At 64.6% G+C, this 26,737-nt stretch carries 17 protein-coding genes; 6 read left to right on the top strand and 11 right to left on the bottom strand.

All coding sequences use genetic code 11. The features are described from left to right. Positions 1–21: 21 nt before the first annotated feature. From AYJ57_RS10055 to AYJ57_RS10035, 5 genes are all read left to right on the top strand, one after another. The gene (locus AYJ57_RS10055; RefSeq protein WP_066104462.1) at positions 22–1,896 is read left to right on the top strand and encodes a feruloyl-CoA synthase; all 1,875 of its coding nucleotides are present in this window, start codon (positions 22–24) and stop codon (positions 1,894–1,896) included. A 12-nt stretch (positions 1,897–1,908) separates the two neighbouring features. Continuing rightward, on the top strand, positions 1,909–2,784 hold the full coding sequence (locus AYJ57_RS10050; protein ID WP_066104459.1) for an amidohydrolase family protein: 876 nt from the start codon (positions 1,909–1,911) through the stop codon (positions 2,782–2,784). 57 nt (positions 2,785–2,841) lie between these two features. Further along, positions 2,842–4,485, top strand: a complete 1,644-nt coding sequence (locus tag AYJ57_RS10045; RefSeq protein WP_066104456.1) for a tannase/feruloyl esterase family alpha/beta hydrolase — start codon at positions 2,842–2,844, stop codon at positions 4,483–4,485. 7 nt (positions 4,486–4,492) lie between these two features. After that, a complete protein-coding gene (locus AYJ57_RS10040) occupies positions 4,493–5,980 on the top strand; it encodes an acyl-CoA dehydrogenase family protein (protein ID WP_066104452.1) in 1,488 nt (495 codons plus the stop codon). Between the two features lie 73 nt (positions 5,981–6,053). Further along, positions 6,054–6,998, top strand: a complete 945-nt coding sequence (locus tag AYJ57_RS10035) for an MYG1 family protein (protein ID WP_066104450.1) — start codon at positions 6,054–6,056, stop codon at positions 6,996–6,998. 32 nt (positions 6,999–7,030) lie between these two features. On the opposite strand, the gene AYJ57_RS10030 is transcribed toward AYJ57_RS10035, so the two are convergent. The 11 genes from AYJ57_RS10030 to AYJ57_RS09980 all read right to left on the bottom strand — a co-directional run bounded on the left by AYJ57_RS10030 (position 7,031) and on the right by AYJ57_RS09980 (position 24,798). Continuing rightward, positions 7,031–8,227 (bottom strand): polysaccharide biosynthesis/export family protein, encoded by a 1,197-nt coding sequence (locus AYJ57_RS10030; RefSeq protein WP_066104446.1) that lies wholly within the window; start codon positions 8,225–8,227, stop codon positions 7,031–7,033. A 12-nt stretch (positions 8,228–8,239) separates the two neighbouring features. Continuing rightward, positions 8,240–9,400: a glycosyltransferase gene (locus AYJ57_RS10025; RefSeq protein ID WP_193789481.1), complete on the bottom strand. Its 1,161-nt coding sequence runs from the start codon at positions 9,398–9,400 to the stop codon at positions 8,240–8,242. After that, positions 9,397–10,521, bottom strand: a complete 1,125-nt coding sequence (locus AYJ57_RS10020) for a glycosyltransferase family 4 protein (protein ID WP_237220213.1) — start codon at positions 10,519–10,521, stop codon at positions 9,397–9,399. Before AYJ57_RS10020 ends, AYJ57_RS10025 begins: the two co-directional genes overlap by 4 nt. A gap of 46 nt (positions 10,522–10,567) precedes the next feature. After that, entirely contained in the window at positions 10,568–16,717 is a 6,150-nt protein-coding gene (locus AYJ57_RS10015) for a malectin domain-containing carbohydrate-binding protein (RefSeq protein WP_083191205.1), read from the bottom strand. Positions 16,718–16,907: 190 nt separating this feature from the next. Continuing rightward, positions 16,908–18,101, bottom strand: coding sequence for a sugar transferase (locus AYJ57_RS10010; RefSeq protein ID WP_066104435.1), 1,194 nt, complete (start codon positions 18,099–18,101; stop codon positions 16,908–16,910). Positions 18,102–18,444: 343 nt separating this feature from the next. After that, entirely contained in the window at positions 18,445–19,710 is a 1,266-nt protein-coding gene (locus AYJ57_RS10005) for a pectate lyase family protein (RefSeq protein WP_066104432.1), read from the bottom strand. 80 nt (positions 19,711–19,790) lie between these two features. Then, positions 19,791–20,780, bottom strand: a complete 990-nt coding sequence (locus AYJ57_RS10000; RefSeq protein WP_203595274.1) for a UDP-glucuronic acid decarboxylase family protein — start codon at positions 20,778–20,780, stop codon at positions 19,791–19,793. A gap of 58 nt (positions 20,781–20,838) precedes the next feature. Beyond that, positions 20,839–21,831 (bottom strand): sulfotransferase family protein, encoded by a 993-nt coding sequence (locus AYJ57_RS09995; RefSeq protein WP_066104430.1) that lies wholly within the window; start codon positions 21,829–21,831, stop codon positions 20,839–20,841. Between the two features lie 103 nt (positions 21,832–21,934). Then, on the bottom strand, positions 21,935–22,216 hold the full coding sequence (locus AYJ57_RS09990; protein WP_066104427.1) for a hypothetical protein: 282 nt from the start codon (positions 22,214–22,216) through the stop codon (positions 21,935–21,937). A gap of 252 nt (positions 22,217–22,468) precedes the next feature. Continuing rightward, positions 22,469–23,701 (bottom strand): glycosyltransferase, encoded by a 1,233-nt coding sequence (locus AYJ57_RS09985; protein ID WP_066104424.1) that lies wholly within the window; start codon positions 23,699–23,701, stop codon positions 22,469–22,471. A 62-nt stretch (positions 23,702–23,763) separates the two neighbouring features. Then, entirely contained in the window at positions 23,764–24,798 is a 1,035-nt protein-coding gene (locus AYJ57_RS09980) for a hypothetical protein (RefSeq protein ID WP_157374045.1), read from the bottom strand. Between the two features lie 481 nt (positions 24,799–25,279). Here AYJ57_RS09980 and AYJ57_RS09975 point away from each other — a divergent pair, with 481 nt between their 5' ends. Then, positions 25,280–26,725, top strand: coding sequence for a lipopolysaccharide biosynthesis protein (locus AYJ57_RS09975; protein ID WP_066104417.1), 1,446 nt, complete (start codon positions 25,280–25,282; stop codon positions 26,723–26,725). The last annotated feature ends 12 nt before the right edge of the window (positions 26,726–26,737 follow it).

Genomic DNA, 26,737 nt, shown 5'->3' with positions numbered 1-26,737 from the left:
ACCGAACCGGAGGGAGGAGGAATGGACATGACAGTCATCGAACGCGCCCCGGCGGGCCTTGAGGCCCGCGCCGACTGGGCTCGCCGCCACACGCTGACCCGCTTCGTGCCGCATAAGGTTGTCCGCGAAGACCGCACGGATGGCACCATCCTGCTGCGCTCGGGCTATGACCTGCCCGAGCCGGTGCCCAACACCGGCGCGTGGCTGCACGAATGGGCCGTCAAAGCCCCCTATCGCGTCGCCGTCTCGGAACGTCCCACCGAGGGGCCCGGCTGGCGCAATGTCACTTATCAAGAGCTGCTGCAGCAGGTCCGCGCCATTGCCTCGGCGCTGCTCGCGCGCGGACTGGGGGAAGGTGACACGATCGCCATGCTCTCGGGCAACGGGCTCGATCACCTGCTGGTCTCGCTGGCCGCGCAATACATCGGCGTGCCGGTGGTGCCTCTGGCCGAGCAATACTCGCTGATCCCCGAGGCGCATGGCCGCCTGATCTACGTGCTCGATAAGGTGACCCCCAAGTGCGCCTTCGTCGATGACGCCACGCGCTATGCCTCTGCCCTTGCCCTGCCGCAGCTGGCAGAGGTCGAGGTGGTCGCCGCGCGCGGCGAAGCGGGCCGCCCGGTCACCCCTCTGTCGGAGCTGATCCACACCGAGGAAAGCCCGGAGCTTGATGCCGTGCACGCCAAGGTCGGGCCGGAGACGCTGGCCAAGATCCTCTTCACGTCCGGCTCCAGTTCCGACCCCAAGGGCGTGCTGACCACGCACCGCATGATGTGCGTCAATCAGGTGCAGATGCAGGTCGCCCTGCCCTTCCTGATGGACCATGCGCCGCGCATCACCGACTGGCTGCCGTGGAACCATGTCTTCGGCGGCTCGCACAACGTGAACATGATGCTCGCGCATGGCGGCACGCTGACCATCGACAGCGGCAAGCCCACCGGCAAGGGCTTTGCCACCACCCTCAAGAACCGCACGGACCGCCCCGGCACGCTGGCCTTCAACGTGCCCGTGGGCTGGAACATGCTGGTGGATGCGATCAAGGACGACCCAGCGCTGCAAGAGCATCTCTTCAAGGATCAGCAACTGCTGTTCTACGCCGGGGCCTCGCTGCCGCAGGACGTCTGGGAGGCGCTTGAGCAGTTCTGCATCCATGCGCGCGGCGGGCTGCCGATGATGATCTCGAGCTGGGGCCTCACCGAAACCGCCCCCGCCTGCCTGATGGTGCACGAGCCCATCGGCCGCTCGGGGGTGATCGGCGTGCCGCTTCCGGGCGTCGAGGTGAAGCTAATCCCCGACGAGGACATGCGTTGCGAGATCCGCGTGAAGGGCCCCAACGTGATGCAGGGCTATTTCAACGACCCCGCGAAGACCGCCGAGGCCTTCGACGAGGAGGGTTTCTTTATCACCGGCGACGCGGTGCGCTTTGTCGATGCCGAGGATGCCAACCGCGGGCTGATCTTCGACGGGCGCGTGTCCGAGGACTTCAAGCTCGACACCGGCACTTGGGTGCAGGCGGGCAACCTGCGCATGTCCGCGCTGAAGGAGCTCGCCGGGCTGGCGCAGGACGTGGTGATCTGCGGCCATGATCGCGGCGAGGTGGGGCTGTTCATCTTCCCCGTGCCCGGTGCCACCAAGCCGGGCGAGGAGACCCAGGGCGCGATCACCGACGCCGAGCTGATGACCAAGATCGAGCTGCGCCTGCGCGAGATGAACGCCCATGTCACCGGCTCTGCCAAACGCATCACCCGCGCGCTGGTTCTGGCCGAGCCGCCCTCGCTGGAGCACCACGAGATCACCGACAAGGGCTCGCTCAACATCAAGAAGATCCTGACCCGCCGCGCCGACCTGCTGGAGCGGCTCTACGACAACGAAGACCCGGCGCTGATCCGCGTCTGAGGAGGCATCCCCATGATCGACTTCGCAAAGATCCGCGCGATCGATTTCCACACCCACGCCGAGGAAGCCTGCGGCTGCCACACCGATGATGGCTATGACGAGCTGCAATCGACCATGGCCAAATACTTCGGCGCGCCCTGGGCGCATCCGCCGACCATCGACCAGACCGCCGCGCATTATCGCGAGATGAACATCGCGGCGGTGATCTTCCCCGTCGATAGCGAGCGCGAGACCGGCTACCGGCGCTACGACAACTACGAGGTCGCCGACGCCTGCGCCAAGAATAGCGACATCCTGATCCCCTTCGCCTCGATCGACCCGGCGAAGGGCAAGCTGGGCGCGCGCGAGGCCCGCGATCTGGTGCAGAACCACGGCATCAAGGGCTTCAAGTTTCACCCCACGATGCAGGGCTTTTACCCCAACGACCGCATGGCCTATCCGCTTTACGAGGCGATTGCCGAGGCCGGGGTTCCGGCGCTCTTTCACACCGGGCAGACCGGCGTCGGCTCGGGCATGCGCGGCGGCAACGGCATGCGGCTGAAGTATTCGAACCCGATGTATATGGACGATCTGGCGGTGGATTTCCCGGACATGCCGATCATCCTCGCGCATCCCTCCTTTCCTTGGCAGGAAGAGGCGCTCTCGGTCGCGCAGCACAAGCCCAACGTCTACATCGACCTCTCGGGCTGGTCGCCGAAGTATTTCCCCAAGATCCTCGTGCAATACGCCAACTCCATCCTGAAGAAGAAGATGCTCTTCGGATCCGACTGGCCGATGATCGCGCCCGAGAAATGGCTCAACGCCTTCGACAAGGCTGAATTCAAGGATGAGGTGCGCCCGCTGATCCTCAAGGAAAACGCCATGCGCCTGCTGGGCATCGCCGCCTGAACGACCTGCCCGCGCGCGGAGGAGGCGCGCGGGTCTCAAAGACACGGGAGGACACTCATGAAATCGCTTCTGGCCAGCACGGCCCTCATCTGCATCGCCGCCCCTTCCCTCGCCCTCGACTGCGAGGGGCTGACGCCCGAGGCGCTCGGCCTTACGGGGGTCACCTTTACCGAGGTTTCCGCCGTCCCCGCGGGCGAGGACAGCCCCGCCGCGCAATGCCGCATCCGCGCGCGCACCGCCGAGCGCGTGGGCAGCGACGGCAAGGACTATGCGCTGAACTTCGAGCTTTCGCTGCCCAACGAGTGGAACGGCGATTTCGTGCATCAGTTCAACGGCGGCAACGATGGCGAGGTGAAGCCCGCCACCGGCGCGCTGAAGTCCGGCACCGGCGAAACCTCTCCGCTGGCGCAGGGCTTTGCGGTGGTCTCCAGCGATGCGGGCCACGACGGCAAGGCCAACCCCGATATGGGGCTGGCGGGCGGCGCGGCCTTCGGCTCCGATTTCGAGGCGCGGCAGATGTACGGCTACAAGGCGGTGGAGATCCTCCAGCCGCTGGCCCGGCAGATGGTCGAGGCCTACTATGAAACGCCGGTAAACCACGCCTATGGCATCGGCTGCTCGAACGGCGGGCGGCACGCGATGGTTGCCGCCGCGCGTATGCCCGAGGCCTTTGACGGGCTGCTGGTCGCCGCGCCGGGGTTCAACCTGCCCCGCGCCGCGGTCCAGCACGCGCTGGACGTGCAGGCCATGACCCCGATCACCGGCGATCTGCGCAGCGCCTTCTCGAAGGACGATCTTGCTCTGGTCGCGCAAGGCATCCGCGCCAGCTGCGATGCGCTCGACGGGCTCGAGGATGGTCTGGTGATGGACACCGCCGCCTGTCAGTCCGCCTTCGACGTGACCGCGCTGCAGTGCACCGAGGGGCAGAACTCCGGCTGTCTGTCGGAGGCGCAGGTCTCTGCTCTGCAGATCATCCACGCCGGGCCGGAGGGTTCGGGCGGCGAGCAGCTTTACTCCGACTGGAGCTGGGATGCGGGCATCGAGGGCGGCAACTGGCGCTTTTGGAAGGTCGAAAGCACCGTGCCGCCATGGGAGCAGATGCCGATCATCGCGGTGATGGGCGCGGCCTCTCTGGCGCAGGTCTTCACCGTGCCGCCCACCGAGGTCGAGGGCGCCCCGCAGGCGCTGACCGACTTCTTGATGCAGTTCGACATTGCCGCGCAGGCGGGCGCGATCGACGCCACCTCCGAGGCCTTCCCCGAGTCCGCGATGGAGGTAATGAGCCCGCCGGGTGCCGATAACCCCGAACTGGCGGCCTTCCGCGATGCGGGCGGCAAGATCATCGTCACCCATGGCGTTGCGGACCCGGTGTTCTCGGTCAATGACACCTCCCGCTGGTATGCCGCGCTGGATGCCAACAACGGAGATGACGCCGAGGCTTTCGCCCGCTTCTACCCGGTGCCCGGCATGAACCATTGCGCGGGCGGCCCGGCCACCGATGCCTTCGATCTGCTGACGCCCCTGGTGGCCTGGGTCGAGGATGGCGAGGCACCCGGCGCCGTGACCGCCAGCGCGCGGGCCGACAACGCCGAACTGCCGGACGCGCTGCAAGGCGCCAGCCGCCCGCTCTGCCCGGCGCCGCAAGTGGCGCGCTATCAGGGTGGTGACGCCAAATCCGCCGACAGTTTCAGCTGCGAGTGAGGCCCGAATGATCCCCTTCCAAGCCCCCACCGACGAGATCTTTGACAGTCTGCGCCGCTTTGCCGGGGACGCCCCCGGCTGGGATGCCGAACTGTCGCAGGAGATCACCCAGCATTTCGCCGCCTTCGCCGAGGGCGTTCTGGCACCGCTCAATGAACCGGGCGACCGGCAGGGCTGCGCGCTGGAGAATGGCCGCGTGCGGATGCCCGAGGGCTTCGGTGCCGCCTATGCGGAACTGGCGGAAAGCGGCTGGCAGGGGCTCACCGCGCCCGAAGAGTTCGGCGGTCAGGCGCTCGACCATCTGACCGCCGCCGCGGTGTCCGAGATCTTCTCGGGCGCCAACCATTCACTGCAGATGGTGACGGGGCTGGTGCCCGGCGCGATCTCGACGCTGCTGGCGCATGGCACGCCCGAGCAGCAGGCGGGCTATATCCCGCGGCTCACCTCGGGAGAGTGGCTCTCGACCATGTGCCTGACCGAGGCCGGGGCCGGATCGGACCTCTCGCGCATCCGCTGCAAGGCGGTGCGGGGTGACGAGGGCTGGCGGATCGAAGGGCAGAAGATCTTTATCTCCGGCGGCGATCAGGACATGTCGCAGGGCATCCTGCATCTGGTTCTGGCGCGCACCGGTGCGCCCGAGGATGGGGTGAAAGGGCTGTCGCTGTTCCTCTGCCCCTCCGAAACCGACGGCGTTCGCAATGCGATCACCGTCACCCGCATCGAGGAAAAGCTGGGCCTGCACGCCTCGCCGACCTGCCAGATGGAGTTCGACGGCGCCAAGGCCGAGCTGATCGGTGCCGAAGGGCGCGGGCTGGCGGCTATGTTCACCATGATGAACCACGCACGGCTCGACGTGGCGCTGCAGGGCGTTGCCCATGCCACCCGCGCCCACGCCATCGCCGCCGCCTATGCCGCCGAACGCAAACAGGGGCGCCGGCCCGATGGCAGCCCTGCCTTGCTTAGCGATCATCCCGACGTGGCGCGCATGCTGTCCGAGCAACTTGATCTGGCCCGCACCGCCCGTGCCATGTGCCATATCGCGCTGGCGGAGCTAGAAAAGCGCGAGGCCCCCGCGCTGATCGAATTCCTCACCCCGCTGTGCAAGATCTACGGCACCGAGGCGGGCATCCGCTCTGCCGATCTGGGGATCCAGATCCTTGGCGGCTATGGCTATCTCGAGGAGTATGGCGTGGCGCAGGTCTGGCGCGACGCGCGGATCACCTCGATCTACGAGGGCGCCACGGGCATCCACGCGCTGACGCTGGCCACGCGCGGGCTGAAGCTGGACGGCGGCGCGGCGATCGAGCAATTCGCGGCGCTGCTGATGCGGCTTGGTGGCGAGGATGCCGATCTGGCGCTGCGCTGCGAGGCTTGGCAAGGACACGCAGGGACGCTGGCCGAGGCAGAGGACGTGCGCGCCGAGGCGCATGGCTTTGCGCAGGAGACGGCGGCGGTGCTGGCGCAGGCGATCCGGGTGAAACTGGCAGCGGGCTGATCTCTCGGCGCGCCGCCTTGGCAGCGCGGCCCGCCCGGGTTATGGGGGCGGCACACAACCCAGAGGCCCGACGATGCAGATCACTCACCTTGTCACCCATTCCGGCGGTTTTCACGCCGACGAGCTGCTGTCTTCGGTCATTCTGACCCGGCTGCACCCGCAGGCCGAGATCGTCCGCACCCGCGATGCCGCGTGGATCACCCCCGGCGAGGGCAAGGTGATCTATGACGTGGGCCGCGACTATGACGCCGAGCAGCGCATCTTCGATCACCACCAGAAGGACGCGCCCCTGCGCGAAGACGAGCAGCCCTACAGCTCGTTCGGCCTGATCTGGAAGCATTTCGGCGCCGACTACCTGCGCGCGCTGGACGTGCCCGAAGAGCAGATCGACAGCATCCACGGCAGCTTTGACCGCGGTTTCGTGCTGCCCGTCGATCTGATGGACAATGGCGCGCTCAGCCCCTCCGAGGCCGGGCCGATGCTGACCGGGCTGACGCTGCCGGTGCTGCTGGAAAGCCTCAAGCCGGTGTTCGACGACACCGCCCCCGAAGCCGATGACATGGCCTTTGCCGATGCGCTGCAGATCGCCCGCGCGCTTGTCGAGGCGCAGATCCGCCGCAAGGCCGCCAAGCGCCGCGCCGAGGCGCAGGTGATGGCCGCCATCGAGGCGGCGGGCGAGAGCCGCGTGCTGGAACTGCCGCAGGGCATGCCGTTCCGGTCGGCGGTGGACGCGGCCGGGGCCGATCACCTGCTCTTCGTCGTCACCCCGCGCGGCGAGGACTGGACGCTCGGCGGTATCCGCAAGAACTCCGACGGTTTCGAACAGCGCGCCGATCTGCCCGCCGCATGGGCCGGGCTGACCGACGCGGCGCTGGAAGAGGCCAGCGGCGTGCCGGGCGCCAAATTCTGCCATAACGGGCGTTTCATCGCCGTGGCAAGCAGCCGTGAGGCGGTGATGAAGATGGCCGAACTCGCCGTCGCCGAGGCGGAAGCGGAGCAGCAAACCGGCGCGGCCTGAGCCACGCCGGTCCGGCCTTTCCCACGCCCGCGTCAGCCGTTGTTGAGCACCGGCTCGAAGCTGATCATCAGCACGTCTTCGGGCGCCAGCGTGGCGGTCGGGCTGACCCGCTCGGCCGTGTCGGACCCGCCGCGGAAGACCTCGTAGACGGTCTCGACCGCAGTGCCGAGATCGGCTGCCGCCGCCGGGCTGGCGCGGCGCAGGTAATCCAGTGCCATCTCCAGATCGGTCTGCTCCAGAGCCACGCGCTGATCGGCCTCCAGCTTGTCTTGCAGCAGCTTCAGCCGGTATTCGGTCTGCGCCTCCTGAATGTCGCTCTCGGCATTGGCGCGGGTCTGCTTGGCGCGCGAGACGAAGGCGGCGATCTCCAGCAGGTCGGCGTTATACTCGCTGAGGTCGATCTTCAGACCCAGCGTCTGCTCCTTGCGCGCAAGGCCACGGGATTCGAGTTCCTGCATGCCCTCAAGCTGCTCCTGCGTGGCTTCGAGCCGTTCGAGGATCAACGCGCGGCGCTGGTCCAGCATCCCCGCCTCTTCGTCGGCAAGCGAGCTTTTCAGCGTGGCACCTTGCTTGAGGTCCTCCAGCAGCGAGCGGCGCAGCCCCACCAGATGCTCTTGCTCCTGATCGAGCGAGCTGCCCTCGCCCACGCCTGCGGGCGCGTCGCCGCCGTCGAGCCGCGCCAGTTCGCGCGCCAGCGCGTCGCGCTCGCTCTGGGCAAAGTTGAGACGGCTCTTCGCCTCGGCCACGGTGTTGCGGGCGTTCTGGATCTCGCGGTCGCTCGACATCTCTTCCTGCAGGCGCTCGAAACCGCCCGCCATGGCCACCGCCTTCATCACCGTCAGGCCCGGGCGGTATTCATAAGCGCCCGGCGTATCTACGGCCCCCAGAACAAAGACATCGCGGTATTCCTGCATGTCCACCAGCACCGACTCGCGGCTCGAAAAACGCTCGCGCGCCTCGGTCTCGATCCGCTCTTCGATCTCGCGCATGGTCAGCCCGGCCACGGTGACCGGCCCAAGCAGATGCAGCGCGACATTGCCGTCGGCGCGCACCTGAAATGTGCCCGAAAGCTCTGGTTTGCCATAGACCGAGATGGTCAGCCGGTCGCCGACGTCCACCTTGTAGTCTTCAGCCTCTGCCGCGGCGGGACTGCCAGCCGAGATCAGGGCCGCTGCCAGAATAAGGGCCGACGTCAGGCCGGCGATCCATTGGCGGAGGAAAAATGCCATTCTCGCTACTCCTCAGTTGGAACTGTCCAGACGGGGCGCCCCCGGCTGGCGGCGCGCGCTGCGACGCGGCCGGTGGTTGCTGTCGTAAAGGGCGAAGATGCGCTCGCGCATAACGTCGGCGCTGAAGCGGTCGGCCACGGTGCCGCGCGCGGCGGAGCCAAGAGCCTCTGTGGCGGAGCGGTCGGCCAAGAGCCCCTCCACCGCCGCGGCCAGCGCCGCGGGGTCCTGCGGCGGCACAAGCCGCCCGCTGCTGCCGTCCTGCAGCACGTCGGGAATGCCGCCAACCGCCGTAGAGGCGATGGCGCATTGCATCGCCATGCCTTCGAGCAGGATCATCGGCAGACCCTCCCAAGCGGAAGAGATCACCAGCACGTCAAGCGCCGCAAGCAGCTCGCGCATCTGGGTGATCGCACCGGTCAGGATCAGCCGCTCTGGCCCCAAGCCAAGGCTGCGCGCCTGCGCCTCGATCTGCGTGGCAAGCGGCCCCTCGCCCACGACAAGGAACACCGCCTCGGGCAGACGCTGCGCAAGGATGGCGGCGCTGCGCAGGAAATTCTCGTGATCCTTCTGCGGCGTCAGGCTGCCGACCACGGCGATCACCAGGGCTCCGGGCTGCACGCCATAGGGCGACAGATCGAGCGGCTGCACCTGCGCGGGGTCAAAATGATCGAGGTCGATGCCGTTGGCGATGGTCTGGATACGGTCAGCGCGGAAACCGCCGGTACGGGCCACATGCTCCGACACGCGCTCGGACACGCCGATACAGGCATCGGCCCCGGCGGTGACCGTGCGGTAGGCAAGGCTCTTGCCCTTCTTCTCGCGCCACGGGTCGGTGTTGTGCAGGGTGATGATCCGCGGCACCCCCAAAAGCCGCGCGGCCATCTGCCCAATGAGATCGCTCTTGATCAGGTGGGTGTGCACGATGTCCGGCTGCCACTCGCGGATCAGCTGCATGCAGCGTGCCAGCGCGCGCGGATCGCGCAGACCTGTCTGGCTCAGCCGGGTCATCCCGACGCCGCGCTCAGCCACCCGCGCCTCGAGCGGACCTTGGCTGAAATAGGCCACATGCACCTCGCCGCCCCGCGCCCGGACCGCATCGAGCAGCCCCAGCAGCAGCATCTCGGCGCCGCCGATCTTCAGGCTGTCGATCACGTAGAGAATACGCTTGCTCACCAAGTCACCTCCAACTCTGCACGCGGGAACGAGGGCTCGCCGGGGAAATGCGCGGCGATGCGGCTGGCCACGGCGTCCCATGTGAACTGGGTCGCGCGGTCCTTTGCCGCCGTGCCGAGACGCTGGCAGCGTTCGGGGATGGCCAGCGTCTGGAAGAGCGCCTCTGACAGCGCCTGCGCGTCCCCGCTGGGCACCACATGGCCGGTCTCGCCCTCAACCACGATCGAGCCGATGTCGCCGACGTCGGTAGAGACCACCGGCAGGCCGAATTGCATCGCCTCGACAAACACCACGCCAAAAGGTTCGAGCCGTGACGGCATGCAAAAGCACGAGGCGTCGTGGAAATGCTCGGAGACCTCTTCGAGCGGCAGGCGGCCCAGCACCTCGATGCCGTCGCCAGCCACCTCGGGGCGACAGCCGATGATGGTCAGCGTGGCGTCGGGCAGGCGCTTGCGCAGCAACTTGTACGCCTCGACCAGTTCCGGGCCGCCCTTGCGCTCCCAGTCGACGCCGACAAACAGGATGCGGCGCTTGGCGAAACGCTCGGTGGTCAGCTCGACCGGGCGCTTGGGCAGAACCGAAGCGCCCGCCCCAATGGCCGACGCCTGCTCCGGCGCGATCCCGTAGTGTTCGATCAGCAGACGGCGGATCTTTGGCCCAAAGGTGAAGACATGCTCGGCCTGCGTATAGATCTGCCGCTCGCAATCGAACCAGCCGCCGCTTGGTGCGCCGAACTGGCCCTGCAGCGCGGACATTCCTGCCCGCGCCACATGATCGGTATAAACGAAGTTGGGAATGCCCGGCAGCGCCGCGTTGAACAGCGACTGGGTCTGCAGGGTGAAGTCGAACTCCATCGGGTGGAACCGGTCGCGGATCATGTCGTTGACCGCCTTGTAATAGGCCTGCGAGCGCGACAGCCGGTAGCGCAGCATGTCCTTCGAACTCCAGCTCGACAGACCGTATTCGCGCTGCACCCCCACAAGGCAGCGCAGCTGGCCGAGCATGTCCTCCTTGAACTCCTTGACCGCGTCGAACACCTCAAGCTCGATGTCCGGCCGGACCCGGCGCAGCGCTTGTTCGAGCTGCGCGTTGATGTGCGAAAAGCTGCCACGAATGACCATCAACCCCCGCAAACTTCCGGGGCGGGCCGAGCTAAAATCCTTCATATCAACCAATGACCTCGTCCACATATGCGTATTCCAGATAATCGATGCGGAGCGGCTCAGCGCCGTCCGAGATGCCGTTGAAGGTGATCACATCGCCCGCTTCCAGTTCGACGCTGCTGGTCAGATGTTCGGCGAAGGACGTCTTGTTCACCGTCGCGTCGCCGGCATCCGCATTCCAGATGAAGCTGTCGACCAGCACCCCGTTCACGAGAATATCCAAGCTCGACTGCCCGTCGGACTCGTCGAAATGGCCGAGCGTCAGATCGTAGCTGCCGGTGGCATCGTCGAACACGAAGCTGGCGCTTTGCGTGGTCGAGGAACTGGCCTGGATCATCTGGCCACCCGACGCGTGGCTGTTGCTCTTGATCACAAAGCCTGCGTCGAGCGAGAAAGTCTCGGCCTCGACACGCACCGGATCGCTGGGCGGTGTCGTGGTCGAGCCGCCCCCGGACGAAGACGATCCCCCATCAAGCGGCGTGAAGTCGATGAAGTCGATCCGCAGCGGCTCGCCACCGTTCGACGTGCCCGACAGTTGCAGCACATCGCCCGCGTCCAGCGCGATGCCAGAGATCGTGTGCTCGGCAAAGGACGTCTGATTGACCGTTGCATCACCGGCATCGGCATCCCAGACGAAGCTGTCGATCACCGTGCCGTTGAGGATCACATCGAGCACCGACTGGCCGTCGGACTCGTCGAAATACCCAAGCGTGATGTCGAAGGTGCCGGTGCTTTGATCAAAGGTGTAGCTGGCGATCTGCGTGCCAGAGCTGGAGGCTTGGATGAAGCTGCCGCCCGAGGCATGGCTGTTGCTCTTGGCCACGAAGCCTTGCACCAGCGTGATATCTTCGGCCTCGACACGGAACGGATCGCCCGTCGCGGTGCCACCGCCGCCCGTATCTCCGCCTCCGGTATCTCCACCATCGGTGTCACCGCCGCCCGAACCACTCCCCTCGACCGGGGTGAACTCCGCATAGTCGATGCGCAGCGGCTCGCCGCCGTTCGAGGTGCCCGAGAGTTGCAGCACGTCCCCCGCGTCCAGCGCGATGCCAGAGATCGTGTGCTCAGCGAAGGAGGTTTGGTTCACCGTCGCATCGCCAGCATCCGCATCCCAAACGAAGCTGTCGATCACCGTGCCGTTGAGGATCACGTTCAGCACCGACTGGCCGTCGGACTCATCGAAATACCCAAGCGTGATGTCGAAGCTGCCCGCGCTCTGATCGAAGGTGTAGCTGGCGATCTGCGTGCCGGAGCTGGTCGCTTGGATGAAGCTGCCGCCCGAAGCATGGGAGTTGCTCTTGGCCACGAAGCCCTGCACGAGCGTCATATCCTCGGCCTCGATGCGGAAGGGATCGCCGGTCGGCGTGCTGCCGCCACCGCCGGAACTGCTGTCTGCATCGTAGGTGAGGTAGATCGCATCACTCGTCGGACCGAGCGGCAGGTCGTCGTTGCCCGGATCGATCACCGAGGCGACGATGCCGAGCGGCAGTTGATCTTCGCCGGTGAAGTCATAGGCCGCGACCCCCGACAGATCGAACAGCGCCGTGATGTCCTGCGCGCCGCCGGTGAGGGTCACATCCACCGTCTGCACTTCGACCGCGTTGTTGGCCGGGAACTCCGACGCTGCCAGCGCGGCAAGCTGCGCATCGAGGGTCGGCGCATAGGCCTGCTCGGAGGTGGTGCCGGTGGTAAAGGCGTTGGTGGTGGGCTGGATCATGCCCTTCATCAGCACCACGCGCAGGACGCTGCCTGCCGCGCCGTTGACGATGACGCTGAAGTCATCTTCAGAGTAGGTGCCGACGCCGCCCTCGCTGAGACCGTTGACCGAGATGCTGGCCGTGGTGCCCGGCGCGGATTGCGACGACAGCCCCTTGGAGCCAGCCTGCGTGTCGGTGCCCTGCAGATAGCCGGTGCTGGTGGTGCCATCGGCATAGGTGACAGTGAAGCTGGAGCCGATAAGCTCTGCCCCCGACACCCCGCCGACATCCCACGCCGGATCGGTGCCATCGTCGAGCGTCGACTTCTTGGACCCGGCCACCGAGTTGGGATCCATATCGACCGAGAAGGTCACGCTCTCGCCGCTTTCGAACCCGCCGCTGGACGATTGGTCGAAGGTCAGCACGATGCCTTCGTAGCCGGCGGTGCCCCCCGCCCCGACATAGGTTTCGTTGTTCGGGTCGCTCTCGTCATTGTTGGGCGCATCCACCCCGGTGCCGCCAGCGGAGTTGATGGTCAGGACCTTCGAGATCGTGTCGCCCGCAACGCCGAAAGGATCGAACACCGCGTCGGTGAGGATCGCATTGCTGACGTCGATCTCGACCTTGGTGACAACCTTGTCGCCGACGTTGGTCAGCACGAAGGAGCCACTGTCATAGTTGGATTTCTGGACGTTGTCGGAGTTTTCGTTGATCGCAAGCGTCACCGCGCCGCCGCTCGTTGCGCCACCGTCGTTGTCCGTGATCGTCACCATCGCCGTATCCTCCCCGATGGTCGCATTGGCCCCGGCCACGGCGGTGATCACCACTTCGAAGGTTTCGGCAGCCTCCCCCAGCGCGTCATCGAGAATGTCGATGGTCACGCTGGCATCCGCCGAACCCCCGGCAATCTCGCGCGTGCCGGTGTAGACGCCTGTGCTGGCGTTGAAGGTCGCATTCGCAACGCTGTAGTCGCTGGCCGCCGTGGCGGTGAGCGGACGCACCTCGAATTGCACCAGCACCTGACTGTCGGACGGCACGTAGTTGCTGGCCGAGATCGCCACAGTCACCGACCCCTCGCCTTCGGCCACCGAAGCATCCGCGACCGAAATCGCCGGCCCGTCAGCGACGCTGTCGATGGCGACGATCTCGATGGCGTTGATCAGCGGGTTCTCGATCACACGGGCAAAGTCGATGTCGGCGATCCCGTCGTCGATCGTGCCGGTCCATTGCACCATGCCGCCGACGGCATTGCCGAAGGCCGCCACGACGTCGAAGTCGTCGAGGAACAACGCGCCCTCGATCGAAACGTCGAACACGCGGTCGCCGATCTCCGTGGTGCCGCTGTAGCCGTCGCCCATATAGAGCCGGATGGCATAGGTGCCCGGATCGACGGCGAACTCATACTGCATGCCCTCGCCGGTGTTGCGCGCCCAGCGTTCCTGGGTGAAGACGCCCACCGGCGTGGTGCCGGGCACCGACGTGTCGAGCTCGGTGATGTTGAAGGTCGAGACCGTCGTGGTGCCAGCCACGATCACCGAGGTGTCGCTGGTCCAGTCCATGCCGCCATCGGTCGCCGCCACATCGGCATTGCCCGCCACCCAGCGGTGCACGACCTCGCCGTCCGAGGCATTGGTCACCTCGATCCAGTCCCACGAGGCGGCAAAGCTGTCATCCCCGACGTCGGTCGAGGCCACCATGCCGACAACCGCGCCGGTGGTGCTGCCGAAGTTGTTGTAGGTCCCGAGGACGGATTCGATCACCGCCGAGGGCAGAACCAGAGCGGCGGTCGAGACCCAGTCGGTATAGACGCCGTTGTTGACATAGCGCGCCTTCGCGGTCGCGGTGCCCGCGCTCATGTCGAGGTCGATCGCCACTTGGAAATTGGGATCGCCGACGCCGAGGATCTCGGGACTTTCGATCCCGGCGATCTCGACGAAGCTGGTGACATAGCTGTCGTTTTCTTCGACCAGCAGCTGCACGCCGTATTTGATCGTTCCGCCGTCATCGACCACCGCGATGGTGGCTTCGGCGAAATTGTCCTGATCGCCCGGCCCAACCATCAGGCCGACCTTCTCGCCGCCGTCCCACGTCTTGGCGGGCGCATCGGTGTTGAGCGAATAGGTGAAGATGTTGACCATCTCTGTGGTGATCGTCAGCGCGCTTGCACCCGAGGACATGAAGCCGATGCCCAGCACGTTCTGCTGGCTGTCCGCCGTGCCCTCTGCACTGCCGGCATAGGCCTCGTCGATCGACACGAAGCTCGAGGCACCGCCGACGTTGAACACACCGCCATTGAACAGGCCCTGCGTCGGATCACCGCCGTTGTCGGTGGCGGGCAGCACGTTGTTGCGCCAGACCGCGTTGATGCCGATGCCGCCCGCGATGCTGTCGCCGTCCGGCACCGCGCCAAGCGGCGTGGACGAGGGGTTGTTGAGCTCGAAATCCCATTTCGCGGTGCTGTTGGGGCCGACAACGACGCCCTTGCCGTCGGTCGCATCGCCAACATGGCTGTCGAGAATGTTGTCGACGCCATCGAGATCGAGATCATCGCTCGGATCCAGCGGCTCGCCACCGGGCACGAAGATCGCGATATTGTTCGCGCCATAGACCGCGCTGACGATCAGCCCGGCGAAATCGTCGAGGCCGTCACCGTCATTGTCGATGAAAGTGCCAAGTCCCTCGTCGCCCAGCGTCGTCACCGCCAGCGGGTTCGAGCCGAAGTCGGTGAGCGTATAGACGATCGAGGCGGAATCCACCCTGCCGTCGCCGTCGGTGTCCTCGGGCTGCACGAAGTAGAGCGTCTCGTCAAAGCTGGCGCCGATGATCGTGCCCGCAAGCTGACCGCCAAAGAAGGTCGCGGTGTATTCCGCCATGCCGTTGGTGGATTCCGGCGTCACCAGAAGCGAGCCATCCTCATCTTCGTCCAGCGTCTGGGACTCGGGTGAATAGACCGTGCCGTCCATGACCGAGGTGCCGTCGAAATGCGCCAGAACGTCGGCGATCGAACTGCCGGGATGCTCCCAGTCGTAGCCCGAGACCACGTCGAAGAAATCCGCCGGAAGCCCGGTGTCGCCGGTCACGTCCACCCAGTTTCCATCGCCCTGCTGCTGGTAGATGATCAGCAGTTGCGACAGGAAATCACGGGCCTCAGCCTCATTGGCAAAGAGCACTTCGCCATAGGCGATAATCGGATCGCTGGAACTTGCGCCCGCGTAGGTGCCATCGCTGTTGAAGGCCAGTGACAGCGCTTCGGCGGCGGCGCGGATGACGTTGGCATGGCCGCCGTAGGGGCCGTATTCATCCGTGATCTCACCCAGATAGTGCAGCTGATCCCCAAACCCGCTGCTGCTGAGTTCCGAGAACTCGTTGGTGGCGAACTCCGAGGTCCAGTCGTTGACCACCGAGCCGTCGGAATAGGACAGCGGCTGGCCGCCCCACCCGCCGTTCGGGCCGTTGTCCCATGTGTAGACCTGCCCGTCTTCGGTCACCAGCACGTCGTATGGGTTGCGGAACCCCGGTGAGTGGATCGTCAGCGGGTTGTCCACCAGCGTCAGTTGACCCGCGTCGCTGACCAGAACGTAATCGCTGATCTTGGCCATGTTCAGGCCGTTGTTGCCGCCAGCCCAGTCGGGCTGCAGCACACCGTTGATGCTGCCGTTGTCGTCGAGCGTGAAATTCGGGTCGAGATCGAGGTTCGCGATGTTCAGCGTGCTCAGATCGACGTTGTCGCGCGAGGGATCATCCAGCGTCGGCAGGTCGAGGATGAAGAGATTGCCGTTGGCATCGGTGCGGATGTCGTAGGACTCGAGGTCGGTCAGGTTGATCTTGATGACCGAGGCCGAGTAGGCAAAATCTGCCGTGCCCGCGAAGTTGTTGCCGGGCGCACCCTTGTTGGTGTTGCCGCCGATCGCCACCCAAAGATAGGTGTCGCCGGTGTCGGGATCGACCGACAGATCAAGGCCGTTGACCGCGTGGTTCTCTTCCGAGCGGGGCAGCCCGCGCACGATGGCGACATTCGACAGCACCTCGCCGGTGTCGGCGTCCAGCACGATGCGGTGTATCTGACTGGAGTTGGTGTCTAGGCCGCTGTCCTCACCGACCGCGATCCGCCAGTCCGAGGAGGTGACGTAGAGCACGTCATTGCCATCCTCATCGGTGGTCGCCACCAGCCCGGTCATCTGCCTTTTGCTGGTGGAATTGGTCGTGCCGTCGTCGTTGAAGTTCTGCGTGTCGTCGGCGATCACATCGATCGCGATGGCAGAGGTGACCACGAAATCAGAGGTCGTATCCGCATCCGATCCGTCCGCCTGACGCTCGATCTCGTAGCGGTAGATCGTGCCATCCTGCTGGGCAACGAAGAGCACAGGGTTGCCGGTCTCGCTGAAATCCAGCGCGGTGGGGTTTGTATTAAGCTCGCCACTCAAGTTAGTGACGCCGAATGTAATTTCCTCGGGCATGGGAAGATCCTCAGAGGAGAGGGGAAAAAGAAATGTTTTAAATCACTTATTGTTCTGTCAGGTTTTTGGCGTACCTAGGCGGCGGCAATTGCAGCCCGGTCGAACCCTACTCTCTAACGTCACAAAGTCTCGTGTATTGGGTCTTGGGGGAGGATCGGGCCCGCCTGTCCGGCGCGCCCGACAAGGCCATTCAGGCGCTGCGGCTCAGGGCGCGTCGCACCCGGGCCGAAAGGAATTCGGACCGATGCGGCACGACCACAGCTTGGAACAGATAGCGGCTCAGGATGTGCGCGCTGAAGTCGCTCTTGGCGCTATAGGCGACCTGCACGCGTCCGTTCGGCGCGGTGGCCTGAACGGTGCTCAGATCGACCGTGGCGCTGCGTGTCTGACCATCGGGCAGGTTCATCACCAGCCGTCCGGTCAGCGGCACGTTCAGAGCGCTGCCCTGTTCGAGGATCAACTGATCTTCGTCGACCCAGAACACCGCGCGTTCGGACCCGTCGTCGCAGACAAAACGGATGTCATAGAGCCGGGCGCGCGCCGCCTCGACCCGCTCGGCCTTCCCGCCGAACAGCCGCGACAGGATACGCGAACCGGTGCGCGCCAGAACACAGGCGCCGACGATGAACACCAGAGAAATTTCGCCCAGATAAGACACTTCGGTGCCGCATAGCTTGTTGTTCAGGCGCGAGCGGATCGCCTTGGAGGTGCCGTGGCTCATATAGGCCTGCGCCGGGCCGATCATGCCGGGCTTGACCCGGAAACGGCGCTCGTAGTTGGGGATCTCCGAGGCATATTGTGCGGCGATCTCGGGGCGCACCGGGCGCGGTCCGCACATATTCATGTCGCCCTTGATGACATTGAGGAGCTGGGGGATTTCATCAAGCCGGGTCTCGCGGAGGAAGAGGCCCATGGGCGTTTCGATGCCCGACCCTTTGGGAAGCACCTTGTCTTTGGTCAGCTGAGCCGCCTTGGCGCTGTCGAGGGTGCGGAACTTCAGCACGTCGAACAGCTCGCCGTTCTCGCCGATGCGCGGGCCACGGTAGAAGATCGGCCGCCCCTGAGTGAGCGCGACGAGGCCGGTGATGACCAGAAACAGCGGCAGCACCATCAGAAACAGCGTCATGGAGATGGCGAAGTTATAGGCACGGTAGAAGAGGCGCGACCGCGGCTGGAAGCCAACCGAGAACCGGGGCCAGGCTGCGCTGCGCCCGGGCGCCGGAAGCGCTGCCGCCTGTGCGCCAAAGCCCGAGGAATGCGCGGCAGAGGACTTCAGGTCGGTACGGTAGTGAGAGCTGGTGAAAGCTTTGAGACGGGCGGTGGTGTCGTCTAGAGGTTGGAAACTCTTCGGTTTTTCGAGATCATTATTGGTTGAAAAATCCATCGTAAATATCCTCGGCAGACTTAAAACGGCAACAGAGGCAAGCCCCCGGCCAAAAGTACGAACAATAAGGGCCGCGGTGATCCGCGGTGATCAAAATATGCGCGAGCAGTGCGCCGGATCGTGGCCAAAAAAGGGCCGAAACATGCTCCTGAAAATGTGGCGGAGCGATAAGAATTCAAACTAAATCAAAGTATATGATCGCTATGAAAACAGTAGCTTTTCATGGTGGGACTTGAAAGCTGTTTTTTGGAACAACGCACCCAAGTTTGTGAAAACAGCCATCATTCAGCCGCGCCTTTGCCGCAGTTGCCTGCGGACTGAGCATCAGTTTATCCCCCGCTCCTCAGCCGCCATTGTCGATATCTGCGGTGGGCGCAGGGGTCTCAATGCAACCTAAAGTTGCGCAAGCCTCTGAGGACTTGACCTCTTCTGCGGGCTCCGGCTCAGGCTTGGGCTTACGCCCCCCCATCACCCACTCAGGCGAATCGATGATGTAGCCGCTGCGGCTGCGCACCTCCTCGATGATCCGACGGTCGACGGCATCGCGTTCGGGCAGCCGTGCGCCTGAATGAGCAAGCACGGCCTCTTCAACCTGCGCCGCGGGCAGCACCGGCGTGCCGCTGCCTTCAAAGACCGGCTTTTCCGAGAGCGTGGCCACCCCATCCTCGCGCAGCGCGCCGATGTTGTCCTGCAGGAAGAAATGCGGCCCGGTCAGATCGCCATCCTGAAGGTAGAATGGCGGGCGTTCGACGCTGTCAGGGCCAGGCACGTAGACATTGCCGAGAATGTTGATCTCCGACCCGGTGCCCTGCAAACCGTTCGGCCCCCAGTTATAGACGAGATTGTTGATCAACTCGATGCTGCGGCTGTGGTCCTTGATCGCGGGATTGCGGTGCCGGTTGTGCGCCATGAGGTTGCCGACCAGCGTGATGCGCTGCGCCGCGCCGCCTCCGACCAGAAGGCCCATGCTGTGACGCCCCTTGGGATGGATCGACTGATCGAGGCCTTCGGCAATGATGTTGTTCGAGATCGTCACATCCGAAACGTTGCCCCAGACCGCCAGCCCCTCATCCACCGACCAACTGATTGAATTGCCATCGATTAGCACGTTGCGGATCGCTGCCTTGCCCCTGCCAATGGAGATGCCGTCACGGTTCTCACCGCCATCGCCGGGCCCATCGCCGGGGCGCACGCGCAGGCCGCGCAGGATCACATTGCTGCCGATCACTCTCAGACGCCCGCCGGTCAGCGTGACAGGAGAAGGCGCGCCGCGCCCGTCCACGGTGATGTCCGAGCCGATCTCGATCTGCCGGCTCAGCGCGATGGTGCCGCCGATGTCGAAGTGGATCACCCGTGGTCCGCCCGGAGCCTCAATGGCTGCGCGCAGGCTGCCCGGCCCCTCGTCCGCCAGCGAGGTGACGGCGACGCTCCGGCCCCCTGCCCCGCCCGTCGTCGCGGCGCCGAAGCCGACCGGCGGCGCGTCTTGCGCTTCGCTGGGCACAGTCTGCGAGACCGCTTCACCGACGCCAAAGACCCAACCGGCGATCACTGCGCCGGTGACGAATACAGCCAGCCGCAAAAGACCGGTCACGCGCACCGAGGGTGCCATAGTGGCTATCCTAACACTGGTTGCGACCCGGACACCGCAATGTCCGGGTCATGCCCTTCGGCAGCCTCATAGGGCTGCGCTCAGGAGGTGGCCTGCATCTGCCGCGCGGGCTTGTTCAGCAGGTCCTCGAAATAGGCGATCGTCTTTGCAATGCCCTGCGAAAGCTCGACATTCGGGGTCCAGCCAAGGTGCTCTTGCGCAAGGCTGATGTCGGGGCGGCGCTGCACCGGGTCATCGCTGGGAAGTTCGCGCGACACCAGCTGCGAGCGCGAGCCGGTCTGCGCGACGATCATCTCGGCCAGTTGCTTGACCGTGCATTCCTGCGGGTTGCCAAGGTTGACCGGGCCGGTAAACCCGTCGGGCGTGGCCATCATCCGCATCATCCCGTCGATCAGCTCATCCATGTAGCAGAACGAGCGCGTCTGGCTGCCATCGCCATAGATGGTGATGTCTTCGTCGAACAGCGCCTGACGGATGAAGTTCGACACCACCCGTCCGTCCTGCGGATGCATCCGGGGACCATAGGTGTTGAAGATGCGCACGACCTTGATCGGCAGCCCGTGCTGGCGGTTGTAATCGAAGAACAGCGTCTCGGCGCAGCGCTTGCCCTCGTCATAGCAGGACCGCACCCCGATCGGATTGACGTTGCCCCAATAGCCTTCGGCCTGCGGGCTCACCAGCGCGTCGCCATACACTTCCGAGGTCGAGGCCTGCAGGATCGGGCATTTCAGACGCCGCGCCAGACCCAGCATGTTGATCGCCCCATGCACCGAGGTCTTGGTCGTCTGCACCGGGTCGTGCTGATAGTGGATCGGCGAGGCCGGGCAGGCGAGGTTGTAGATCTCGTCGACCTCGACATAGAGCGGGATGGTCACGTCATGGCGCAGGAACTCGAAGCGGGGGTTGCCCAGCAGGTGCTCGATGTTGCGCTTCGTGCCGGTGAACAGGTTGTCGACGCAAAGCACCTCGGCACCGCTTTCGAGCAGGCGGTCGCACAGATGAGAGCCGAGGAAACCCGCCCCGCCCGTGACGAGGATGCGCTTGCGGCTGTTGTAGTTGCGCTTCAACATGATGTTTCCTTTTCAAATAGGCAAAAATCAAAAGTCTTAAAAACAGTGTGCCGCGGGCTCAGCGCCCGGCAGCGGCTCTTGGAGATGGGCGTGCCGGCATCGGCCAGCCCAGTTTTGCAAGGTCACGCCCCAGCAGGTCCTGCAGCTGCAGCATGTCTTCGGCGTAATGACGCGCGATCTCATCGGCGAGGTCCGGCGGAACCTCCAGCTTGCCGAGCTTGGTGTTGTTCAGCGCGTCCATCTTCTTCACGAGGCCCAGCGACTGCACGCCCAACGCCCGCTTGATCGGGCCCGAGACCACCTCGCGGGCCGGGCCGGCGCGCGACACCATGAAGCGCACCAGCTTTGAGCGTGCCTTCTTGGCCTCATTCACCGGGGTGAAATCGGTACGCCCGTCGTCCGGCAGCCCGAGAAATTCGAGGGTCCGGCGGTACGTGCCCGCGGTGTCCGCGCGCATTTCTTCCTGAAAAAGTACCAGCACGCGCTCTTGCGGGACGCGCGCGTAGAGCCGCGCCATCATCTCGCCGAAGGCGGCGGTGCGGTGATAGAGCAGCGTCAAGGGCGCGCGGCAACCGCGCGGAATATCCTTGCCCGCCGCGCGCGCTTCCGAAAGCTGCCATGCGGTGCGGAAATCCTCGACATTCTCGTCCAGCGCGTGGATCAGCTGCCGGTGCAACGAGACCAGCATCTTCACCGGGTTGCGCAGCATGACGATGAACCGCGCATCCGGGCGCGCCTTGAGGATCTCGGAAATCGCCGCCTCGGAATAGAGATACCAGACCGAGCCTTCCATCATCACCCGCGCCGCCGGATCGCTGGGAAAGATGGCGCGATACTGAGCGGCATCGTCGCACAGGCACAGCCCGTTCAGGTCATGCGAGAAGTAATGCGGCTCTTTAGGGCTGGAAAAGGCAACCTCAGGGTGTTCCGACAGATAGTGACCCAAGGCTGTGGTGCCGCATTTCGGCGCGCCGATCAGATAGACGGCGGGCGGGAAAAGCGCGGTGTCCGAGACCAATTCGGACGCAAGCGGCAAAGAGTGGGTCGACACGGCAGTCTCCTACTGCGTCGCCGGACTGGCTGACCGCCTTGACGGCGGCAGAAGCGTTAGATGGATCGGGGCGCTGGCCCGCAGGGGCTACCGGGGGATGCGATCAGAGGATGATCGCCAGAATATACCCGGCCAGAGCGCCAAAAAATGCAATACCAATCCAGGCCACCGCCCCGAGGCTGAACCCGACGAAAAATGAAATAAGCCAAGCGTAAAAAAATGCTGTAAGTGCACAGCTCGCCGTCAAAATCGCTATGCGGACGTAGCTGCGGTCGCGCCGCGGTTGCTCGTCAGCTTGCCGTTCAAACGACGCATTTCGCGATCCTTCGGCTGCGCCGTGGTCGCGCTTCAAACGTAACCTCCTTTCCAAAATATTCAGCGGCATCGTCCAATCCTGACAAGACGGATGAAATCCGACATCGGCTTTGCCGGGAGAGGCGATTTGACTGACACAATGTCCCCCTGAAGCTTTGGGACGAATTCCAACAATTCCGGGCCCGTAGCGAAAACGTCTTGGACCCACCTTTCATAACTATCCTTTGACGATACGCAGCGCCCCGAAGAGGCGTCAAGACTTTATGGTCCGGCCTCCGCTGGTGGTGGCGCGGCGTGGCGCGCGTGCCTTTCAACGGGGCGCTCACCGGTTCTGCAGAGGCGGCGGCGGCACGTCAGTCCGCGGGTGGTGCCAGTCGCGGCGCTGGCCGGTTTCGGCATAGATCGCCAGCAGACGTTCCACCCATGTGGCAGTGCCGTAGCGCCCGAGCGCCCGCTCGCGCACAGCCTCGGCGGTGGCGCTGCGCAGACGCGGCGTCTCGATCATCTCGAGCATGCCGCGCGCCAGCGCCTCGGGATCGCGGGGCCGCACGAGGATCGCGCCGGTGCCTTCCAGCACCAGCCCGTTCTCTCCGACATCGGTCACCACCGGCGGAAGACCGTTGGCCATCGCCTCCAAAAGCGAGACCGGCGCGCCCTCCCAATGCGACGAGCTGACAAAGATGTCGCTGGCCGCCAGCACCTCGGGGATGTCGCTGCGCATGCCAAGGAACCTCAGCGCGCCCTCCAGCCCAAGCTGATCGGCCTGCGCCAGCAGCGCGGCATGGCGCGGCGCATCGCGGGCATCCCCAACCAAGAGAAGCACCGTGTTGGGCGCAGCCTCATGCACCGTCGCAAAGGCATCGAGCAGAACCTCATGCGCCTTTTGCCCGATGATCGCCCCGACGCAGACCAGCGCCAGTTGATCCTCGCCAAGCTGTAACTCGCGCCGCAGCCGCGCTCTCGACCCGAAGGGCGCGACCACGCTGTCGGCCACGGCGTTGGGCACGACGCGGCACCCCGAGCGTCCGATCTCTTTCGCCGCGGCCTCGGCCACCGCTTCACCCACGGCGATCTTGTTCACCCCGGGCAAGCGCATCGCCACGCCCTGCAACAGGCGCCGACCGGGCCGGATACGGCGGACCGAGGGTTTGACGTTGTGGATCGTCGTGACAAACGGGATGCCCAGCAGCTTCGAAGCATACGCGCCAAGCGTGCTGGACGAGGCCAAATGCGCATGCAGATACTCGATCCGCCGCGCCCGCAACGCCGCAACCAACCGCCGGAAGCGGCCAAAATCGGCGAGATTGCGACCCGGCAGCATAACCACCTCGGTGCCCAGCGCCCGCAGTTTTTCGTAAAACGGGGTCCGCAGATCGCTCAGCACGAACACGGTCAGCACCACGTCAGAGCGGGCGCGGACCGCCTCGGCAAAGGTCAGTACAAGGCGCTCGGCCCCGCCGGTGACAAGTGTGTCGATCAGATACCCCAGACGCAGCGGCTCGGGGCTTTCAATAGCCATCGCCTGCGCGGGAAGATCAATCTTCGCAGCCTTCATGGGAATATTCCGTCCGTAAATGGGCTCGGACGCGCGCGACCACAGCCGCGCGCGAGACAGACTCAGCGCGCCAGATGCGCCGGCCGATCGTCGCCACGGGGCGACTGCTTCATCACGGTAACGCTGGGCCCCTGAAGCTCGTCTTCGTCGCGCGTCTTCTTGGGGCGCGAGCCCAGAATCATCGCGATCATATAGGCGGCGAAGGCGGCAATCGCGGCAACCACCACGGCGATCGCGAACTGTGTGCGCGGCGACATGTTGACCGGGTTGATCGGCGGCGTGCCCTCTTCGATCACCCGCACGTTGTCAAAGCCCGAGACTTCGACGGCGCGCGCATCACGCAGGCGCAGATCAAGCTCGGCGATCCGCTCGGTCTGGGCGGCCTGCCGGGTCTGCAGCAGCCGCGCCCGCGGCAGCACTTGCGACAGGTCGGACACCTGCGTCTGCGTTCCCGCAAGCTCGCGCTCGAGATAGGCGATGCGGCTCTCGGCCTCTTCCACCTGCGTCTGCGCCTCGACCGCCTCTGCCTCGAATCCCAGACGGTTCTCGAAAGACGTTTGGCGCTGGCGCAAGGTAATCAGTTCGAGTTTAGACTCGCGCAGCTCGGTCTTGAGCTGCACCTCGTCGTTGATCGCGTTTTCATATTGCACTTCGAGCCCGCTGGCATCCGGCCCGCCCAGCAGATCGGTCAGTTCGGCGTCGATCTCCTCGGCCTCCTGCTGCGCCTTTTCGAGACGCGCGGTGATGGTGACAAGCTCGCGCTCGGTATACATCTCTCGTCGGTGATCGAAGAAGGCGACGATCAAAGCGTTGACCAGATCCGCGGCGACCGCGGGATTGGTGTGAAAGACCGAAACCTTCACCACATAGGACCCGGTGATCAGCTCGATCATCGTGCTCTCGTCCAACCGGATCGTCGCCCCGACAAGCCCCGCTTCCGTGTTCGGCATGTCCGGGTAGACCCGCTCGAGCCCGACCGACTCGATCGCCTCCCGCACCAGCTTGGGGTTGTCCAGAAGCAGCATCTCGGCGTTCACGAAGCCCTGAAAGTCGCCGGCGTTCGGTGCTTTGATGTCCGTAAGACTGGGGTCCGGCACGTAAACATATTCACGTCCCAGCGCGAAGGAGACCAATGATCTGGCTTCGTACACTGGCCGGGACTGTTTGATGGCATAGAGAAGCGGCGTGAGAACTGCGCCAAATACGACGACTGCAAGAATGATGCGTTTCACGGTCAAAACCAATCCAATGACGCCGGGAGGCATCGGTAAAAAAAGAAATTGAAATAGTGCGAAATCACTTAGTCTGATACCGAACTGTAGCATCGCCCCCTGCTTGCGGCAACAATTCCGCGCCGCACCGCGGAAAAACACGGGGTCGTGACCCAGAGCCTAGATCGAACGCGCTAAACTTGTGCAACCACCCCGCGGATGCGCATTTGCCCTTTGCCGCGCCGGGTACAGACCTTAGACTTAACTCGATTCTCTATACTTCGGCCGCATGTCGCCCTACGCGATGTCATTTTTCAGGCCGCCGCATTATTCATTTCCCTCCTCATGTTTTCGAGGACTTTCCTGCATGGCGTTTTCTCCCGGCAAGGCCACGACCAAGAACCTGTTCTGGGCCTATCTCTCCTTCGCTTCCACAAAGCTTCTGAACTTTGTCGCGGTGATCATCATCGCGCGTTACGTCGATCCGGCCGAGTTCGGCCTGATGGCGATCTGCCTCGCGATCATGGGCTATTTCGAGATCATCTCGAAGTTCGGCCTCGGCGCGGCGCTGATCTCGGTCAAGGACCGGCAAGAGGAAACGGCGAATGCCGTATTCTTCTGCGCGCTCTTCACGTCCGGCCTGATGGCCTTGCTGCTCTGGTGGGGGTCCGGCGGCATCGCCGGGCTCTTCGACTCGCCCGAGTTGCAACCTCTTCTGGGCACCATCTGCCTTGTGCTGGTGATCCGCGCGGTCAGCTCGGTCCACATCAGCCTGCTGTTCCGAGAGCTCAGCCTGCGCAAAAAGCTGGTCCCAGATGTGGCGCAAGGGCTGGCCAAGGGGCTGATCTCGATCACTTTGGCGATGATGGGCTACGGCGTCTGGGCCTTGGTGCTGGGCTATGTGGTTGGGGCGGTGATCGGCACCGTGATGCTGTTCTGGATGCGGCCATGGCGACCCACCGCCCTGCCCGACTGGCCGACGGTGCGATACGTCATGGGCTATGGCTCGTATCTCATCGGTGCCGAGACGATCAATTCCACGCCGCGTCTGCTCGACAACCTGCTGGTCGGCAAGTTCCTCGGCCCTGCCGCACTGGGCATCTACGCGATTGCCTTTCGCATCCCCGAACTGGCGATCAAGAGCTTCACCTCCGTCGCGGGCACGGTGCTGCATCCGGTGATGTCGAAAATCCAGACCCACCCCGAAGAGCTTGCGACCTATTACTACCAGTCGCTGCGCTACTGCGCGCTGCTGATGTTCGGCGTTGGCGCTGCCATCGCCGTGCTGGCAGAGCCAACGGTGCATGTGCTCTACACCGACAAATGGTACGGCATGATCGCTCCGATGCAATTCATCGCCGTGGCCTTCGCCGTCAGCACGCTCAACATGGTGCCCGGCGGATTGCTCAAGGCGCTGAGCCGCACCGACCTGATGTTCCGCGTCGCGCTGTTCAATCTGCCGGTGTTTGTGCTGCTGCTGGCGGCGGCCATTCCCTTCGGCATCACCGCAGTCGCAGCGGCGCAGCTTGTGCTGGCCTTCGTGCGCTTCGTGCCCACCTACCTCGCCACCAAGCGGGTGATGCATGTCACCGCCGGAAAGGTCTTTGCCGCCCTGCGCCCGGCGCTGATCTGCGCCGGAAGCGCCACGGTCTCGGCCTTCCTCGTACTGCAACTGCACAGCGGATCGGAACTGCTGCGCCTGCTGGCTGGGGCTGCCGCGTTTGGTGCGACCTACCTCGTGGCGCTGCGCATCCTCGTCCCCGAGGCTTTCAGCGCCGGGCAGAGGTTCATCCTGAAGCGGAGGCGCGCATGATCTTCGCATCAC

The organism is Salipiger sp. CCB-MM3 (assembly GCF_001687105.1).
Classification (GTDB): Bacteria; Pseudomonadota; Alphaproteobacteria; order Rhodobacterales; family Rhodobacteraceae; genus Salipiger.
Note: the sequence above shows the minus strand (reverse complement) of the source record. Positions and strands in the feature narration are given on the sequence as shown.